The sequence below is a fragment of the Demequina ureilytica genome (genome assembly GCF_048553575.1).
In the GTDB taxonomy this organism is placed as follows: Bacteria; Actinomycetota; Actinomycetes; order Actinomycetales; family Demequinaceae; genus Demequina.
In genome coordinates this window covers 56,038-73,046 of sequence record NZ_JBLZIE010000001.1, presented here as the reverse complement: position 1 = coordinate 73,046, position 17,009 = coordinate 56,038, and the positions used below count along the sequence as shown (strand labels likewise).

Sequence of the window (17,009 nt, the reverse complement as noted above, 5' to 3'; positions counted from 1 at the left end):
GTGGGAGAGCGAGTGTGGGCACGACAGCGAGGCGGTCACATGGGGCGAGCGCAGAGCTGACGCGCGCGCTGTGGGATTCTGGAGCCATGACCGGACGCATCGTGCTCGCGGCGACCCCCATCGGCAATTCCGATGACGCGTCGTCCCGCCTTCGCGACGCGATCGCGACCGCAGACCTCATCGCGGCCGAGGACACGCGGCGGCTGCGGGACCTTGCCCGTCGCCTGGGCGTGGACCTCACCGCCGAGGTCATGGCTGTCCACGACCACAACGAGGCCGAACGTGCGGTGGCCCTCATCGATCGCGCTCGTGATGGCGCGCAGGTGTTGGTGGTGTCCGATGCGGGCATGCCGACGGTCTCCGACCCGGGCTTCCGGGTGGTGGAGGCGGCGGCCGCGGCCGGCGTGGACGTCACCGTGCTGCCCGGGCCGAGCGCCGTGCTGACGGCGCTCGCGCTGTCCGGTCTGCCTACCGACCGGTTCTGCTTCGAGGGTTTCCTTCCGCGCAAGGCCGGGGAGCGCTCGCGGGCGCTCGCGGGCCTCGCAACCGAGCCACGCACCATGGTGTTCTTCGAGGCACCGCACCGGCTCGAGGAGTCGCTCGCCGCGATGGCTGAGCAGTGGGGCCCCGAGCGGCCCGCCGCGGTGTCGCGCGAGCTCACCAAGACATACGAGGAGACGCGCCGCGGTCCGCTCGCGGAGCTGGTCGCGTGGGCGCACGCCGAGTCGCCCCGCGGCGAGATCGTCATCACGGTGGCCGGACGGCCCGCGCTTGCGGCTTCGCTCGACGAGCTTGTGGCCGAGGCCCTGGCGAGGGTCGAGGCGGGAGAGCGCGCCAAGGACGCGGTGTCGGATCTGGCCACCACAGGGGGCGTGCCGCGTCGCGAGCTGTACGCCGCCGTCCTCGAGGCACGCGCGGGAGCCGCCCGTGGTTCGTGACCGTACGCGGCGCATGCGCCGCCGTCCCCTGCGGGCCACGCCGCCATCCTCCCGGCGGGCGCGCACGGCCGCGCTCGCGACCCTGGCCGTCATCGCGGGGGCGGTCGCCGGCCTCGGGGCCGCGCAAGGAGACATGGCCGATGCGGTCGCGAGCACGCTCGGCATCCGCCAGTCCGCGGCGGAGGGCTTGGCGAGCAGCGGCGAGGACCGCGTCGCAGGCGACGCCGTGAGCCCGCCCGTGGCGATCGGCCCCATCACGGCGCCCGGAGAGCTGCAGGCCGAGGCGCTGGACGTGCCTGACCCGAAGGTGTCCGTGGCCGCGGGGATCGACATGGACCTGCACTCTCTTGACGATCCGGCATCCCCCTGGGTCGTGGTGAACAAGGCGCGGCCGCTCGACCCCGAGGCGTGGGAGCCGCCCGATCTCGACTCGACGGGCGGTGCCGCCATGGTCCCGGAGGCGTCCGCGGCGCTCGCGCGCATGCGTGCCGCGGCGGCCGATGCAGGGGTCCGGATCTCCGTGGGCTCGGGGTATCGCGCTTACGGCTTCCAGCAGTCGATCTACTCCGATTACGTCTCGCGGTGGGGACGGGAGCGGGCCGACCGGTTCTCGGCGCGCCCCGGCCACTCGGAGCACCAGACCGGCTGGGCGGTCGACGTGTTTGGAAGCCTCGGCTGCCGCCTCAAGGAGTGCTTCGCGGACGAGCCCTCCGGGCGGTGGGTCGCCGAGCGCGGCCACGAGTTCGGCTTCGTGGTGAGGTACCCGCCGGGCACCGAGGACATCACCGGCTACAAGCACGAGCCGTGGCACCTCAGGTATGTGGGAGTCGAACTCGCGACCGAGATGCGCGAGCGCGGCGTCGTGACCATGGAGGAGTTCTTCTCGCTCGACCCCGCGCCCGACTACCGCTAGCGGACTGGCCCCGAGCCCCCGCATCGGGCGTTCTGAGCGGTCACTAGGATGGTCGCCATGTCTCACATCCTCTCCGCAGTCGCATGGCCGTACGCCAACGGTCCGCGCCACATCGGCCACGTGGCCGGCTTTGGCGTTCCCTCCGACGTGTTCAGCCGGTACATGCGCATGGCGGGCGAGGACGTGCTGATGGTGTCTGGCACCGACGAGCACGGCACGCCCATCCTGGTTCAGGCGGAGGGTGAAGGCGTGAGCGCGTTGGAGCTCGCGGACCGGTACAACCGCGTGATCGTCGAGGACCTGGTGTCGCTGGGGCTGAGCTACGACCTGTTCACCCGCACCACCACGGGCAACCACTACAAGGTCGCGCAGGCGATGTTCAAGGCCGTGCACTCGAACGGCTACATGATCGAGCAGACCACGCGCGGCGCGATCTCGCCGTCGACGGGCCGCACCCTGCCCGACCGCTACATCGAGGGCACGTGTCCCATCTGCGGCTACGACGGCGCCCGCGGCGACCAGTGCGACAGCTGCGGGAACCAGCTCGACCCGGTCGACCTCAAGAACCCCGTGAGCCGCATCAACGGCGAGACCCCCAAGTTCGTCGAGACCGAGCACTTCTTCCTCGACCTGCCGGCTGTCTCCGAGCAGCTGTCAGAGTGGCTGGGCGGCCGCGCCGGCTGGCGTCCCAACGTGCTCAACTTCTCGAAGAACCTCCTCGCCGACGTGCGACCGCGAGCGATGACGCGCGACATCGACTGGGGAATCCCGGTGCCGCTCGAGGGCTGGGAGGGCAACCCGAACAAGCGCCTCTACGTGTGGTTCGACGCCGTGATCGGCTACCTCAGCGCCTCCGTCGAATGGGCGAGGCGCGAGGGTGACCCCGACGCCTGGCGCCAGTGGTGGAACGACCCCGAGGCGCTGTCCTATTACTTCATGGGCAAGGACAACATCACCTTCCACTCGCAGATCTGGCCCGGCGAGCTGCTCGCCGCCAACGGCCGCGGGTCGAAGGGCGGGTCGCTCTCCGAGTTCGGCGACCTGCAGCTGCCCACCGAGGTGGTGTCGAGTGAGTTCCTCACCATGGAGTCCAACAAGTTCTCCTCGTCGCGCGGCCACGTCATCTATGTGCGCGACATGCTGTCCCGCTACCAGCCCGATGCGCTGCGCTACTTCATCGCGATCGCCGGCCCCGAGACCTCCGATGCTGACTTCACGTGGGCCGAGTTCAAGCGCCGCACCAACGACGAGCTGGTGGCCGGGTGGGGCAACCTCGTCAATCGCACGGCCTCGCTGCTCAACAAGAACGTCGGCTCGATCCCCGCGCTCGACGACCTGCAGGAGATCGACCGCGCCGCGCTCGCGGCCTCCGAGGCGGCCTTCGCGCCCATCGGCGAACTCGTGCGCGGCCACCGCCAGCGCCAGGCAGTCTCCGAGGCCATGCGCGTGGTCGGCGACGCCAACAAGTACATCGCGGACACCGCGCCGTGGAAGCTCAAGACGGAGGACCCCGAGCGCATGAAGACTGTGCTCGGCGTCGCCGCGCAGCTGGTGTCGGACGCCAACACCATGCTCGCGCCGTTCCTGCCGCACTCCGCGCAGAAGGTCCACGAGGCGCTGGGCGGCGACGGTGTGTTCGCGCCCATGCCGCAGATCAACGAGGTCCAGGACCTCGACCTTCCGGACCGCCACTACCCGGTGATCCAGGGCGACTACTCGTCGCAGCACGGCACCTGGGGCCGGCGACCTCTCCAGGCGGGAACGCCAATCCCCGCCCCCTCGCCGATCTTCACCAAGCTGGATGACGACATCGTCGAGACAGAGCTGGAGCGCATGCGCTCCGGCGACGCGTGACCCGCGCGGGAGCGTGGCCCGCGCCGCCCGAGCCGCTGCCCGCGCCGATCGTCGACAACCACTGCCACCTGGACTTCCCGGCCGGCGACGAGCCTCGCTCCGTCGAGGACCGCCTTGCGGAGGCGGAGGCCGCCGGCGTGACGCGTGTGGTCCAGATCGGGTGCGACCTCGAGTCGGCCAGGTGGACGGCCGATGCGGTCGAGAGGTTTCCTCAGATGCTCGGCGGGGTGGCGCTGCACCCGAACGATGCGGCGGTGCTCGCCGCCGAGGGCATGTACGACGAGGCGTTCGCCGAGATCGCCTCGCTCGCGCGCGGCGAGCGGATCAGGGTCGTCGGCGAGACCGGGCTGGACTACTTCCGCACCGGCCCCGACGGCCGCGACGCCCAGCTGCGCGCCTTCCGCGACCACATCGCGCTCGCGAAGGAGCTGAACAAGCCGCTGCAGATTCACGACCGCGACGCCCACGGCGACGTCATTGACGTGCTGCTGAGCGACGGTGCTCCCGCCGTCACCGTCTTCCACTGCTTCTCCGGCGACGCGGGGATGGCGCGTCTATGCGCGGAGCGCGGTTGGTACCTGAGCTTCGCGGGGACCGTGACGTTCAAGAACGCCGGGGCGCTTCAGGCGGCCGCGGCCGTGACGCCGCTGGAGCTGACGCTCGTCGAGACCGATGCGCCTTTCCTCACCCCCCACCCTCATCGGGGCGCGCCCAACTCGCCGGCGCTTGCCGCGCACACCGTCCGCGCGATCGCGCGGCTCCACGACCGGCCGGTGGAGGACGTCTGCGCTGCGGTGTGGGACACGTCGCACACGCTCTATGGTCCCTGGTAAGTTCCATTATTGGGGTTCTTGTCCGTGCCAGTCTGAGAGGACTGGGTTGGCGTCTGAGCCCCACCATGTGAGATAACAGTCTGGTAACGCACGCCATGCGCGCGCCCGAAAGGACCTTTTTCTGTGAGCTATCGACGCACGACGCCCGCCACGGGCGGACGCCGCGACCGCCGCGAGCGCACCTCCGTTCGCATGCGCCGCATCAGCACCGCCGCCGCCACCATCGCGATCGGCGCGTTCGCCGCCGGGTCGTTCGCCTCCGTCGGCGTCAACGCCTGGGCCGCTGACGAGACCCGCGAGATCGCCCTGAACCTCCCCACCGAGTCCGTCGCCCCGGTCTCCGCAGCAGCCGCCGACCTCGAGGTCGTGGTCCGCACCGAAGAGGAGACCCTCAAGCACGGCAAGGTCGAGGAAGAGGACCCCAACGAACTCGAGGGCACCTCTAATGTCGTCACCGAGGGCCAGGACGGCAAGCAGCTCGTCAGCTACACGGTGACCCTCAAGGATGGCGTCGAGGTCGAGCGCGACGAGGACATGCGAGTGCTTGTCGACGAGCCCGTCGACGAGGTCATCGCGGTGGGCTCGATGGAAGAGCCGCCGGAGCCGTCAGTGGCCTCCGTGCCGTCCACCTCGAACGCCGGATCCAACCGGGCGCTCGGGCGCGAGCTCGCCGCACAGCGCGGCTGGACGGGCGAGCAGTGGAACTGCCTCAACGCGCTGTTCACCAAGGAATCCAACTGGAACCACACTGCCGCGAACCCCTCGTCGGGCGCGTACGGCATCCCGCAGTCGCTGCCGGGCTCCAAGATGGGTTCCGTCGGCTCCGACTGGCGCACCAATCCCGCGACCCAGATCACCTGGGGCCTGAACTACATCAGCGGCCGTTACGGCACCCCCTGTGGCGCCTGGGGTCATTCCCAGGCCCGCAACTGGTACTAGGCCGTGGCGGACCTGCTCGGCCCGTCTGACATCCGCACCCTCGCCGAGTCTCTCGGCACTGCCCCCGCGAAGAAGTGGGGCCAGAACTTCGTCGTCGACTCAGGCACGGTGCGCCGCATCGCGCGCATCGCCGCCGTCGGCCCCGGCGATCACGTGATCGAGGTCGGCCCCGGACTCGGGTCGCTGACCCTTGCCCTGCTCGAGACCGGCGCGGAAGTCACAGCGGTGGAGATCGACCCGATTCTCGCCCAGGCGCTGCCGCGCACTGTCTCAGCCCGCGCATCGGCCGAGGCCTCGCGACTGACGGTGCTCCCCATCGACGCGCTCACTCTCACCGAGCTGCCCGCACCCCCCACGGCCCTGGTGGCGAACCTTCCCTACAACGTGTCCGTGCCGGTGATCCTGCACCTGCTCGAGCACTTCCCGTCCATCGAGCGGGTGCTCGTGATGGTGCAGTCCGAGGTCGCCGACAGGCTTGCCGCACCGCCCGGGTCCCGGACATACGGGATCCCGTCGGCGAAGGCCGCGTGGTACGGCGCCAGCCGCCGTGCCGGCGGCGTGGGCCGCGCCGTGTTCTGGCCCGTTCCCCGGGTGGACAGTGCGCTCGTGCTCATCGAGCGCCGCGAGCCACCGGAGACGACGGCCACGCGCCGCGAGGTGTTCGCCGTGATCGACGCGGCGTTCGCCCAGCGTCGCAAGGGATTGCGGGGCGCGCTCGCCGGCATCGCCGGTTCCGCCGCCGCATCGGAAAACGCCCTGCGGTCCGTGGGCATCGAGCCCCTCACGCGCGGGGAGCAGCTGGATGTGGTGGCGTTCGCGCGCATCGCCGAGGCCTTGGCCGCCGCCACGCCCCCCACCTCTGACAGGGTGGACGCATGACCCGTTCCGTCACCGTGCGCGCGCCAGGCAAGGTCAACCTGCAGCTGTCGGTGGGCCCACCGCGCGAGGACGGGTACCACCCCCTCGCCACCGTCTTCCAGGCGGTCGAGCTGTACGAGACGGTCACGGCGACACCGCGCGAGGACGAGTCGATCTCCGTCACGGTGGCCGCCGCGCCCGGCTCGCATGTGGACGTCTCCTCAGTGCCGCTCGACGCCACTAACATCGCGGTGCGCGCGGCCGCCGCCTTGCGACGAGAGTTCGGGCTGAGCGAAGGCGTGGACATCGAGATCGTCAAGGGCGTGCCGGTCGCTGGAGGCATGGCGGGCGGCTCCGCCGACGCCGCGGCCGCGCTGCTCGCCTGTGCCGAGGCCTGGGACACGGGGGCCTCGCGCACGCAGCTCGACGAGATCGCCGCTGAGCTCGGGTCGGACGTGCCGTTCATCCTCCATGGGCACACCGCCGTGGGGCTCGGCCGGGGCGACCGGATCACGCCCGCGATGTCCCGCGGCCGATTTCACTGGGTGCTTGCGACCCAGCGACACGGCCTGTCCACCTCGGATGTCTACGGGGAGTTCGACCGGATGGTCGCGGACGGGGAGCGCGAGGCAGTGGAGCCTGAGATCAGCGACCCGATCATGGTGGCGCTCGTCGCGGGGGACGCGCAGGCGCTCGGCGATGCGCTGGTCAACGACCTGCAGCCTGCGGCGCTGTCGCTCGCCCCGCACCTGCAGTCCGTGATGGACGCGGCGCTGGAGGCCGACGCGCTGGGTGTGATGGTGTCGGGCTCGGGTCCCACGGTGGCGGCGCTCGCGCGCTCGCGTCAGCACGCCCTCGCGATCGCGGCACACCTCACCGTCTCGGACACGGCCGATGCGGTGGTCACCGCGTCCGGCCCCGCACCCGGCGCGGTTCTCGTCACTTAGCCCTGCCTACGCCCCCGCGCCCCAGCGGGACATGAGCGCAGGATCCGGGCCGAATCTTGGCGCTCATGTCCCTCCAGGGCGCAGTCGCGGCCTAGTCGCGTGGCCGCGCGGCGAGCGCGTCGCGGATCTCGGTGAGCAACTGGATCTCGGTGGGGCTCACAGCCTCGTCGGGTGCGGCCTCGTCCTTGGGGCGCCGCGCGGCGAGCTTGTTGAGCGGCATCACGATCGCGAAGTAGATCGCGGCCGCGACGGCAAGGAAGTTGAACAGGGCGTCCAGCACGAGCCCGATGCTGAAGACTGCGCCGTTGATCTCGAAGGTCGCGACGCTCGCGAGGTCGGGCTCGCCGAAGATCGCTGCCACCAGCGGCGTGACAAGCCCCTCGACGACGGCGCTGATGACGAGCGCGAACGCGCCGCCGATGACCACGGCGACAGCGAGGTCGACCACGTTGCCGCGCGCGATGAAGGCCTTGAATCCGTTGATCATTGCTGGTGCTCCTGCCGGAAGGTGACGTGACCAGCCAAGGCTAGGCCCGCATCGGCCGCGCGGCCAGAACTCACCGCGCTACTCGGCCGAAGGCTCGCTTCCGGAGTCCTGCATGTGCACGCTCTCGAAGTTGTTGAGCCCGTTCCAGGCGAGGTTCACGAGGTGAGCGGCAACCTCGTCCTTGGACGGCTCGCGGACCTCGGCCCAGTGCTGACCGGTGAGGGCGACCATGCCCACGAGCATCTGCGAATAGATGGGCGCGCTCGACGGGTTGAGCCCGCGCTTGGCGAACTGGTGAGCCAGCAGGTGCTCGACCTGGGCTGCGACGTCGCCGATGAGCGAGGAGAACGTGCCGGTGCCCTGGGCGACGGGGGAGTCGCGCACCAGCATCCGGAACCCGTCCGGTGAGGACTCGATGTAGTCCAGCAGCGCCATCGCGGCCCGCTCGACGAGCTGACGGGGGTGGCCGCGCTCGTCCAGCGCACCCGTCAAGGAGCCGAGCAGCGACTGGACCTCGCGGTCGACGATGACGGCGTAGACGCCCTCCTTGCCGCCAAAATGCTCGTAGACCACCGGCTTGGAGACATCCGCGCGGGCGGCGATCTCCTCCACCGAGGTGCCCTCGAAGCCGCGCTCCGCGAACAATGTGCGCGCGACGACGAGCAGCTGCTCACGGCGCTCGTGCGCCGTCATGCGGGCGCGGGGGACCTTGCGAAGCTCGTCTGTCACGTCCCCAGTGTGCCGCGAATCCTGGCAGACTGGGCCACTCGGGGGCGCGAGCCCCCTGTTCCGCCCTGGTGTAATGGCAGCACTCAGGCCTTTGGAGCCTTGGAGTACAGGTTCGAATCCTGTGGGCGGAGCCCTCGTCGGAGCGTTCCTCACACACCTGTGCTGCACGTGACAGGTGCGCCGCTCGGGATTGCCACACCTGTGCCACGGGCCCCATGTTTCCCAACTGTGTGAGGAACGCTGCGGCGCGTGGGGAGCCGAGACGCGTGGGTCGCATCCCCCGCCCGCCGGTAGAGTGGTGCCCGCAGCAGTTGAACGCCCCGAGAGGGGCAGCAGAAGGGAGCCCGGTGAGCCGCACGCGACCCGCCGCCGTGATCATCCTCGCCGCCGGCGCAGGCACCCGCATGAAGTCGGCCACCCCCAAGGTGCTCCACTCGATCGCCGGGCGCTCGCTGGTGGGCCACGCACTCACCGCCGCCGCAGCCCTCGAGCCCCGCCGCGTCGCCGTCGTGGTCCGCCACGACCGCGAGCGCGTCGCGGCCCACATCCATGACATCGCCCCGCACGCGCTGCTTGCGGATCAGGACGAGATTCCCGGCACCGGCCGCGCCGTCTACTGCGGCCTGTCGACGCTCGACGCCACCGCCGTCGCGGCGCGCGTCGCCAGCGGTGAGGTCGGTGACTCCGCGGTGCTCGACACTCAGCTCGACGGCGCTGTCGTCGTCACGAGTGGTGACGTGCCGCTGGTCGACGGCGAGCTGCTCGGAGCGCTGGTGGACGCCCACCAGGCTTCCGGTGCGGCCGTCACCCTGCTCACCGCGCAGGTCGGCGACCCCACCGGCTACGGCCGGATCGTGCGCGACGCCGGGACCGACGAGGTCGTCGAGATCGTCGAGCACAAGGACGCGACCGACGAGCAGCGCGCGATCACCGAGATCAATGCCGGCATCTACGTCTTCGAGGCCGCCGTGCTCCGTGAGGCGCTCGCTCGCCTGGGTCAGGACAACTCGCAGGGCGAGATGTACCTGACGGACGTGGTCGCGATCGCCCGCAGCGCCGGTGGACACGTCGTTCCGTTCGTCGCGCCCGATGCCGCAGCGACCGAGGGCGTCAACGACCGCGTCCAGCTCGCGGCTGCCGGCCGGGCGCTCAACGACCGGATCCTGCACCGCTGGATGCGCGAGGGCGTCAGCATCGTCGACCCCACGACCACGTGGATCGACGCCGAGGTCACGCTCGCGGCGGACGCGACCATCCTGCCCGGCACTCAGCTTCACGGCCGGACGGAGGTCGCCTCCGGCGCGACCGTCGGCCCCGACTGCACGCTGACCGACGTGCTCGTGGGGCCCGGCGCGACGGTGCTGCGCACGCACGCGCAGCTTGCCGAGATCGGGCCCGGCGCCACCGTGGGCCCGTTCGCGCACCTGCGCCCTGGCACCGTCATCGGCGAGGGCGGCAAGGTCGGCGAGTTCGTGGGCGTGAAGAACTCGGTGATCGGCCCGCACGCAAAGGTGCCCCACCTCAGTTACGTGGGTGATGCCGAGATCGGTGAGGGCTCGAACGTGGGAGCCGGCACGATCTTCGTGAACTACGACGGCGTCAACAAGCACCGCACGACGGTGGGCGCGCATGTGCGGATCGGCTCCGACAACACCTTGATCGCACCGCTGACGATCGGCGACGGCGCCTACACCGGCGCCGGCACCACGGTTCGGCACGATGTGCCGCCGGGCGCGCTGGCCATCAACTCCTCGCCTCAGCAGACCGTCGAAGGCTGGGTCGAGCGGCGCCGCGCCGGCAGCACCTCGGCCGAGGCGGCCCATCGGGCCACCCACGCAGATGACGCGCCCGACGGGCTATCGTCGACTTCACCGGCCGCCACGGCCGACGACTCCAAGGGAGACGCATGAGCGCAGAGATCTCGCACGCGAGCGGCCGACGGATGGTGCTGGCGGGGGGCCGCGCGCACCCGGCGCTCGCTGAGGCGGTCGCGGCGGACCTCGACATCGAGCTCCTCCCCACCACCGCCTACACGTTCGCCAACGGCGAGCTCTACGTCCGGTTCGGCGAGAGCGTGCGAGGGGCCGATGCGTTCGTCGTCCAGTCTCACGCCGCACCGATCAACGAGGCGATCATGGAGCAGCTGATCATGGTCGACGCGCTCAAGCGGGCATCCGCCAAGCAGATCACCGTCGTGATCCCCTGCTACGGGTACGCGCGCCAGGACAAGAAGCACAAGGGGCGCGAGCCGATCTCGGCGCGGCTGATGGCGGATCTGTTCAAGACCGCCGGCGCGGACCGCATCATGTCCATCGACCTGCACACCGCGCAGATCCAGGGGTTCTTCGACGGCCCCGTCGACCACCTGTGGGCCATGCCGCTCCTCGCGCAGTACGTGCGCACCCGGGTGTCGCCCGACAACCTCACCATCGTGTCCCCCGATGCGGGGCGTGTGCGCCTGGCCGACCAATGGTCGGACTACCTGGGAGCGCCCCTCGCGATCATCCACAAGCGCCGCGATCCGTCGGTGCCCAATCAGGTCAAGGTTCACGAGCTCGTGGGCCAGGTCGAGGGGCGCACGTGTGTGCTCGTCGACGACATGATCGACACCGGCGGCACGATCGTCCAGGCCGCGGAGGCGCTGTTCGAGAACGGCGCCAAGGACGTGATCGTGGCATCGACCCACGGGCTGCTGTCGGGTCCGGCGATGGAGCGGCTGCGCGACTCCAAGATCTGCGAGGTGGTCGTGACGGACACCCTGCCGATCTCGGAGGACAAGAAGTTCGACAAGCTCACGGTGCTGTCGATCGCCCCGCTGATCGCTCGCGCGGTGCGCGAGGTGTTCGACGACGGCTCGGTGACGAGCCTGTTCCAGGGCAACGTCTGAGAGCATCCCGCTTCGACCAGCATCCCGTTCCACCAACGAGGCCGCGCAGCCGACAGGCCGCGCGGCCTCTTTGCGTCTGACCTGGGCCCAAGGTCACCGGTGGCAGGGAATCGACGCTCGTAGTCTGCGAGAGGTCCCCCTCGGGCACGCAACAGGAGCATGAATGTCACCCACGTCAGGCTCAACGAAGAATCGACGCACCCAGGCGGGAAGGTCTCGAGGCGCGTCGCTGGCTCGGAAGCTCCGTGCACCGCTCCTCGCGGCTGCCGCGATTCCGGTCCTCGCTGCCTGCAGCGGCACCCAGATCGACGGTGGCGAGGCGAGCCTTGCGCTTCCGGAGCTGTCGGCCTCGACGACCGTCGGCGGTCCGTCCGGGACGGCGCTGCTGCTGGGTGGGCTCGTGGTCGCAGTCCTCGGCCTCGCCTTCGGGGTGACGGTGCTACGACAGATTCGTCGTCTACCGGTGCACGAGTCGATGCGCGAGGTGTCGGAACTGATCTACGTGACCTCCAAGGCGTATCTGATTCAGCAGGGCAAGTTCCTCGCGATCCTGTGGACCGCGATCGGCGGCGTGATCGTCCTGTACTACGGCGTGCTCGTGGGCTTCTCGTGGGGCAGGGTGGCGACGGTGATCGCGTTCAGCGTGATCGGGATTGCCGGATCGTATTCGGTGGCGTGGTTCGGCATCCGCGTCAACACGTACGCCAATTCGCGGACGTCGCATGCGGCTCTGGAAGGCAGGCCACTTCCTCTTCATCGGATCCCGCTCAAGGCCGGCATGAGCATCGGCATGGTGCTGATCAGCCTCGAGCTGCTCATCATGATCGTGATCCTGGTGTTCCTGCCGCGCGACATCGCCGGTGCTTGCTTCATCGGCTTCGCCATCGGCGAATCGCTGGGCGCAGCGGCGCTGCGCATCGCGGGCGGCATCTTCACCAAGATCGCGGACATCGGCTCCGACCTCATGAAGATCGCGTTCAAGATCAAGGAGGACGATGCCCGCAATCCCGGAGTCATCGCCGATTGCGTGGGCGACAACGCGGGCGACTCGGTAGGGCCGTCCGCGGATGGGTTCGAGACGTACGGCGTCACGGGCGTGGCGCTCGTGACGTTCATCCTCCTCGCCGTGCATGATCCGGCGACCCAGGCTTCGCTGCTGGTGTGGATCTTCGTCGTGCGAGCGGTGATGCTTGTCGCATCGGCCCTGTCCTATGTGGTCAACGACCGGTGGACGAGCTGGCGCTACGCACGCGCCGCACGCCTCAACTTCGAGCACCCGCTCACCACCCTGGTGTGGCTCACCTCTGCCGTATCGATCGCCGCGACATACCTGACGACGTACCTCGTCATCGGGGACATGTCCGATGGGCTGTGGTGGAAGCTATCCACCATCGTCTCGTGCGGAACGTTGGCCGGAGCGTTGATTCCCGAGCTGGTGAAGGTCTTCACCTCCACCTCCAGCAGGCACGTGCAGGAGGTGGTCAAGAGCTCCCGCGAGGGCGGGGCATCGCTCAACATCCTGTCGGGACTGGTCGCAGGCAACTTCGCCGCGTATTGGATCGGCATGGCGACGGTGGCGCTGATGGGTGCCGCGTACCTGATCTCCGGCATGGGCCTCGCCGACGTCATGCTCGCGCCGGCGGTGTTCGCCTTCGGGCTTGTCGCCTTCGGCTTCTTGGGCATGGGACCGGTCACGATCGCCGTCGACTCGTACGGACCCGTCACGGACAATGCGCAGAGCGTGTACGAGCTGTCGGTCATCGAGGACATCGAGGGGATCGACGCCGAGCTCGAGCGCGACTTCGGCTTCAGCCCGCAGTGGGATGGCGCCAAGCGCATGCTGGAAGAGAATGACGGCGCGGGCAATACCTTCAAGGCCACCGCCAAGCCGGTGCTGATCGGCACGGCCGTCGTGGGTGCCACCACCATGATCTTCTCGATCATCATCTCGCTGACCGAGGGTCTCACCACAGGAATCGAGAACCTTTCCCTGATTCACCCTCCGTTCCTGCTGGGGCTGATTGCGGGCGGCGCGACCATCTACTGGTTCACGGGTGCGTCGATCCAGGCTGTCACCACCGGCTCATACCGTGCCGTCGAGTACATCCGCCGCACCATCCGCCTGGACGGAGTCACCAAGGCATCCATCGAGGACTCCAAGCGCGTGGTGGAGATCTGCACCCAGTACGCGCAGCAGGGGATGGTCAACATCTTCCTGGCCATCTTCTTCGTGACCCTGGCCTTCGCGTTCGTCGAGCCGTTCTTCTTCATCGGCTACCTCATCTCGATCGCGCTGTTCGGTCTCTACCAGGCGAACTTCATGGCCAACGCGGGCGGCGCATGGGACAACGCGAAGAAGATCGTGGAGGTCGATCTGCACGCCAAGAACACTCCGCTGCACGAGGCGACCGTGGTCGGCGACACCGTCGGCGACCCCTACAAGGACACGTCGTCGGTGGCGCTCAACCCCGTGATCAAGTTCACCACGCTGTTCGGTCTGCTGGCCGTCGAGCTCGCGGTGGGGCTCACCGAGCAGGGCAACGGCACGCTGGTGCTGTGGCTCTCGGCGCTGTTCCTCGCCGTCTCGGTGTTCTTCGTCCACCGCTCCTTCTACGGGATGCGGATCCACGCGTCGCTCTCGGGCGACGATGATCTCGACACCTCCACGGATCCTGCGCCGGATGCTGGCCCCGCCAGCGTCGATCGCGAGGCCGCGGAGAAGGGTGCCGAAGGGCGCATCGGCGCGCCGAACTGATGACCGCCGTCGCGATCCGCTGCTCGGGCATCACGGTCGAGGACGGGCGGGTCGCGGGCCACGATGCGGGATCGACCTTGGTGCGCCGGCTCCAGCGTCTCTACCCCGGCGCGGCGCTGATCGGATCGCGAGCGCAACGCGCAGACGGCTTTGTGGTGGTGCCGCTCGAGCTTGTCGAGCCCGAGCGGACCGTGGTCATCAACATGGACGTGGTGGACTCTCCGTCGGTGTGGCGCACACTCGCCTCGGGTGGCGCCGAGCCGCGGCTCATGAACTTCGTATGGTGGAATACCTCGCAGTTCACTCATCCGGTGGACCGCGCCTCCTTGGCGCTCTCGTGTGCGCTGATGCCCACATTCGCCAACTCGCAACGCACCGCGACGGAGATTCGCGAGATCGTGGGGGCCCTCACGGTGCCGCAGGTGGGTGCTGGACTGCGGCTCGACTGGTCCAACCTGGGGATCCGTCTCGCTCACGTGCAGGGGCGCGAGGATCCGGCGGTGCCCGTGGTGCTCTATCCGGCGATTCGGTTGTCTGACCGCAAGAAGCCGCAGTTGTTCCTGGATGTGGTCGAGAAGGTGCGACGACGCACGCCGATCACCGTCGAGATGCGCCTGGAGGAGTCCCACTTGATCTCCGCGCAGGCGATTCGCATGTCGCGCCGCGACTGGGTATGGGTAGGGCCGCTCACGGCGACCCGCGAGGACTACTACTACCGGCTCGCCCGCACGACCGCCTTCCTAGCGACCGCGCACGAGGAGTCGTACGGGCTGGAGTACGTCGAGGCGATGGTGGCCGGGGTGGTCGGGGTGTTTCCCGACCGCGAGTGGTCGCGCGCGCTGCTTCCCGATCGCTACCCGCTGCTCTACCGGGATGCTTCGCAGGCGGAGGAGATGTTGATGAGCGCGGTGACCGACACCGCGCGCTGCCGTAGCGAGCTCAATGCTGTCGCGGGAGGGGACTTCGTGGGCTGGCTGCGCGACCATCACGACGACACGCTGTTCGAGGCGCGCTTTGCAGGCGCGGTCAGCCGCTGGTTCCCTGACGACGCCCCTGGAGCAAAGACACGTCACATGCGGGCGTAGCGCGCCCTCGCGAACGAGTACAGCCCGTACGCCGCGAAGCCGATGCCCACGAGCGCCACGATCCACTGGCCGCCCGGCACTCCGAGCAGGCTGTCGATCGCACCGTCGAGGCCCTGGGCCTCCTCGGCGTCGGAGTTGATCGCGGCGAGGAGGAACAGCACGCCGACCACTGCGAGGGCCACACCCTTGGCGACGTAGCCCACAGTGCCGGTGGCGGTCACGGCTGTCGACACCTCCGACCCGGACTGCGGTCGCAGGTCTTCACGGAACTTCTGAGTCCAACCCTTGTACACGTGGTAGCCCGCGCCAGCCAGGATCGCGAGGCCGAGGGCACCCACCAGGAAGCGTCCACCCGGAGCCTCCAGGAGGGCCTGCACGACGCCCTGCGCCTGCGAGTCGCCGCTCGAGCCGGCAGAGCCCATCGCGATCGACCCGGCCGTGAATGCCAATGCTGCGTAGAGCACTGCCTTGCCGGCGGACTTGAGCCGGTCGGACTTGTCGGATCCTCGGAAGGCGTCCGCCGCCTGCCAAGCGGCCAGAGCCACGAAAGCGACCGTGACTCCCCACAGCGCGATCCCTCCGAAGGTGGACTCGGAGATCGACGACAGGGCGGACGACTGATCCGCCTCTTGGTCTTCGCCCGACAACGGAATCTGAACGATGATCACGCCCAGTACCAGATGTACCAGCCCCGAGACCGCGTATCCGGCCCGGGCCGCCTTCTCCCAGGCGTCGCCGGTGTCCCCGCTGCGCGCGGTCGATGCGTGTGAGGTAGTCATGCTCTTCGAACGTCCGAGGTGCCGTGCGCCATTCCCCGCGTGCCGTGCTCGCCCCCGCCCCCGCATCGGCCACGCGGGGGCGACGCACACGTGACACACACGTGAGGCACACGTGCCGCGCCCGTGCCGCACGGGCGCAGACGGCGAGGCGAGCGCTCAGGTATGATGGTCCAGTTCCTCGGCGAGGGAGGCCTCCGGGCTCTCCGTGATCGACGCGGCAGATGCTTCTCAAGAGCCTGCCTTGCCCAGGCCCGCACAACCTAAGCATCTGACCGATCCCGAGGAGAACCCCCATGGCTGACAAGCTCACGCTCGCAGCAGAGCACCGCACCGAGTTCGGCAAGGGCTACGCGCGTCGTATCCGCGCCAACGACAAGATCCCTGCCGTGCTCTACGGCCACGGCACCGCGCCCGACCACATCGTGCTGCCGGGCCACGAGACGATGATGGCGCTGAAGAACCCCAACGCGCTGCTCACCATCGACATCGAAGGCAAGAAGACCCTCGCGGTCGCCAAGGATGTCCAGCGCCACCCGATCAAGCCCTACATCGTTCACGTCGACCTGCTCATCGTGAAGAAGGGCGAGAAGATCACGGTCGACGTGCCCGTTCACCTCGAGGGCGAGTCCGCACCCGGCACCATCCACGTGCTCGAGATCAACTCGCTCGAGGTCCTCGCCGAGGCGACGCACCTTCCCGAGTACGTCACCGTGTCGATCGAGGGCATGGAGGAGGGCGACAAGCTGCTGGCCGGCGACATCAAGCTCCCGCAGGGCTCGGAGCTCGAGGGCGACCCCGAGCAGCTGATCGTGCACATCTCCGTGCCGCGCACCGCCGCCGAGGAGGAGGCCGCGGCCCCCGAGGGCGACGTGGTTCCTGGCACCGAGGAGGGCGACGGCCCGTCGGAGTCCCCCGCGGACGACGAGAACTGAGCCCTGTGAACAACTAGGCTTCACTCATGCGCAGCGCCCGTCACCCGTGGTGGCGGGCGCTTCGCGTTGGCGG

Annotated in this window: 15 protein-coding genes and 1 tRNA gene; 13 read left to right on the top strand and 3 right to left on the bottom strand. The window is 69.2% G+C overall.

Annotated elements, in window-relative coordinates; genetic code table 11:
• Nucleotides 1-86 precede the first annotated feature (86 nt).
• The 7 genes from rsmI to ACNI3K_RS00280 all read left to right on the top strand — a co-directional run bounded on the left by rsmI (nucleotide 87) and on the right by ACNI3K_RS00280 (nucleotide 7,282).
• Complete coding sequence (gene rsmI / locus ACNI3K_RS00310; protein WP_419389870.1) at nucleotides 87-938, top strand: 16S rRNA (cytidine(1402)-2'-O)-methyltransferase; 852 nt, start codon at nucleotides 87-89, stop codon at nucleotides 936-938.
• Nucleotides 928-1,851 carry a M15 family metallopeptidase gene (locus ACNI3K_RS00305; protein WP_419389869.1) on the top strand — a complete coding sequence of 308 codons (924 nt, stop codon included), beginning with the start codon at nucleotides 928-930 and terminating at the stop codon, nucleotides 1,849-1,851. Before rsmI ends, ACNI3K_RS00305 begins: the two co-directional genes overlap by 11 nt.
• A gap of 57 nt (nucleotides 1,852-1,908) precedes the next feature.
• Nucleotides 1,909-3,705, top strand: a complete 1,797-nt coding sequence (metG, locus tag ACNI3K_RS00300) for a methionine--tRNA ligase (protein WP_419389868.1) — start codon at nucleotides 1,909-1,911, stop codon at nucleotides 3,703-3,705.
• Nucleotides 3,702-4,538 (top strand): TatD family hydrolase, encoded by an 837-nt coding sequence (locus tag ACNI3K_RS00295; RefSeq protein WP_419389867.1) that lies wholly within the window; start codon nucleotides 3,702-3,704, stop codon nucleotides 4,536-4,538. The genes metG and ACNI3K_RS00295 overlap by 4 nt, the downstream gene beginning before the upstream one ends.
• 123 nt (nucleotides 4,539-4,661) lie before the next feature.
• Complete coding sequence (locus tag ACNI3K_RS00290; RefSeq protein ID WP_419389866.1) at nucleotides 4,662-5,477, top strand: aggregation-promoting factor C-terminal-like domain-containing protein; 816 nt, start codon at nucleotides 4,662-4,664, stop codon at nucleotides 5,475-5,477.
• A 3-nt stretch (nucleotides 5,478-5,480) separates the two neighbouring features.
• Entirely contained in the window at nucleotides 5,481-6,356 is an 876-nt protein-coding gene (gene rsmA / locus ACNI3K_RS00285) for a 16S rRNA (adenine(1518)-N(6)/adenine(1519)-N(6))-dimethyltransferase RsmA (protein ID WP_419389865.1), read from the top strand.
• The gene (locus tag ACNI3K_RS00280; protein ID WP_419389864.1) at nucleotides 6,353-7,282 is read left to right on the top strand and encodes a 4-(cytidine 5'-diphospho)-2-C-methyl-D-erythritol kinase; all 930 of its coding nucleotides are present in this window, start codon (nucleotides 6,353-6,355) and stop codon (nucleotides 7,280-7,282) included. The genes rsmA and ACNI3K_RS00280 overlap by 4 nt, the downstream gene beginning before the upstream one ends.
• A gap of 91 nt (nucleotides 7,283-7,373) precedes the next feature.
• Here ACNI3K_RS00280 and mscL read toward each other — a convergent pair whose 3' ends face one another.
• Both mscL and ACNI3K_RS00270 read right to left on the bottom strand, forming a co-directional pair.
• The gene (gene mscL / locus ACNI3K_RS00275; RefSeq protein ID WP_419389863.1) at nucleotides 7,374-7,769 is read right to left on the bottom strand and encodes a large conductance mechanosensitive channel protein MscL; all 396 of its coding nucleotides are present in this window, start codon (nucleotides 7,767-7,769) and stop codon (nucleotides 7,374-7,376) included.
• A 78-nt stretch (nucleotides 7,770-7,847) separates the two neighbouring features.
• Entirely contained in the window at nucleotides 7,848-8,462 is a 615-nt protein-coding gene (locus tag ACNI3K_RS00270; RefSeq protein WP_419391078.1) for a TetR/AcrR family transcriptional regulator, read from the bottom strand.
• A 95-nt stretch (nucleotides 8,463-8,557) separates the two neighbouring features.
• On the opposite strand from ACNI3K_RS00270, the gene ACNI3K_RS00265 reads away from it, so the two are divergent.
• The 5 genes from ACNI3K_RS00265 (at nucleotide 8,558) to ACNI3K_RS00245 (ending at nucleotide 15,225) form a co-directional block, all read left to right on the top strand.
• Nucleotides 8,558-8,629, top strand: a tRNA-Gln gene (locus tag ACNI3K_RS00265).
• Nucleotides 8,630-8,845: 216 nt separating this feature from the next.
• Complete coding sequence (gene glmU, locus ACNI3K_RS00260; RefSeq protein WP_419389862.1) at nucleotides 8,846-10,408, top strand: bifunctional UDP-N-acetylglucosamine diphosphorylase/glucosamine-1-phosphate N-acetyltransferase GlmU; 1,563 nt, start codon at nucleotides 8,846-8,848, stop codon at nucleotides 10,406-10,408.
• Entirely contained in the window at nucleotides 10,405-11,385 is a 981-nt protein-coding gene (locus tag ACNI3K_RS00255) for a ribose-phosphate diphosphokinase (RefSeq protein WP_419389861.1), read from the top strand. Before glmU ends, ACNI3K_RS00255 begins: the two co-directional genes overlap by 4 nt.
• 163 nt (nucleotides 11,386-11,548) lie before the next feature.
• Entirely contained in the window at nucleotides 11,549-14,140 is a 2,592-nt protein-coding gene (locus ACNI3K_RS00250; protein ID WP_419389860.1) for a sodium-translocating pyrophosphatase, read from the top strand.
• On the top strand, nucleotides 14,140-15,225 hold the full coding sequence (locus ACNI3K_RS00245) for a glycosyltransferase family protein (protein WP_419389859.1): 1,086 nt from the start codon (nucleotides 14,140-14,142) through the stop codon (nucleotides 15,223-15,225). The genes ACNI3K_RS00250 and ACNI3K_RS00245 overlap by 1 nt, the downstream gene beginning before the upstream one ends.
• Here ACNI3K_RS00245 and ACNI3K_RS00240 read toward each other — a convergent pair.
• A complete protein-coding gene (locus ACNI3K_RS00240) occupies nucleotides 15,210-16,004 on the bottom strand; it encodes a DUF1206 domain-containing protein (protein ID WP_419389858.1) in 795 nt (264 codons plus the stop codon). The two genes, ACNI3K_RS00245 and ACNI3K_RS00240, sit on opposite strands and share 16 nt — an antisense overlap.
• 293 nt (nucleotides 16,005-16,297) lie before the next feature.
• Between ACNI3K_RS00240 and ACNI3K_RS00235 the strand changes: the two genes are divergently transcribed.
• Complete coding sequence (locus tag ACNI3K_RS00235) at nucleotides 16,298-16,936, top strand: 50S ribosomal protein L25/general stress protein Ctc (protein ID WP_419389857.1); 639 nt, start codon at nucleotides 16,298-16,300, stop codon at nucleotides 16,934-16,936.
• Nucleotides 16,937-17,009: the final 73 nt, after the last annotated feature.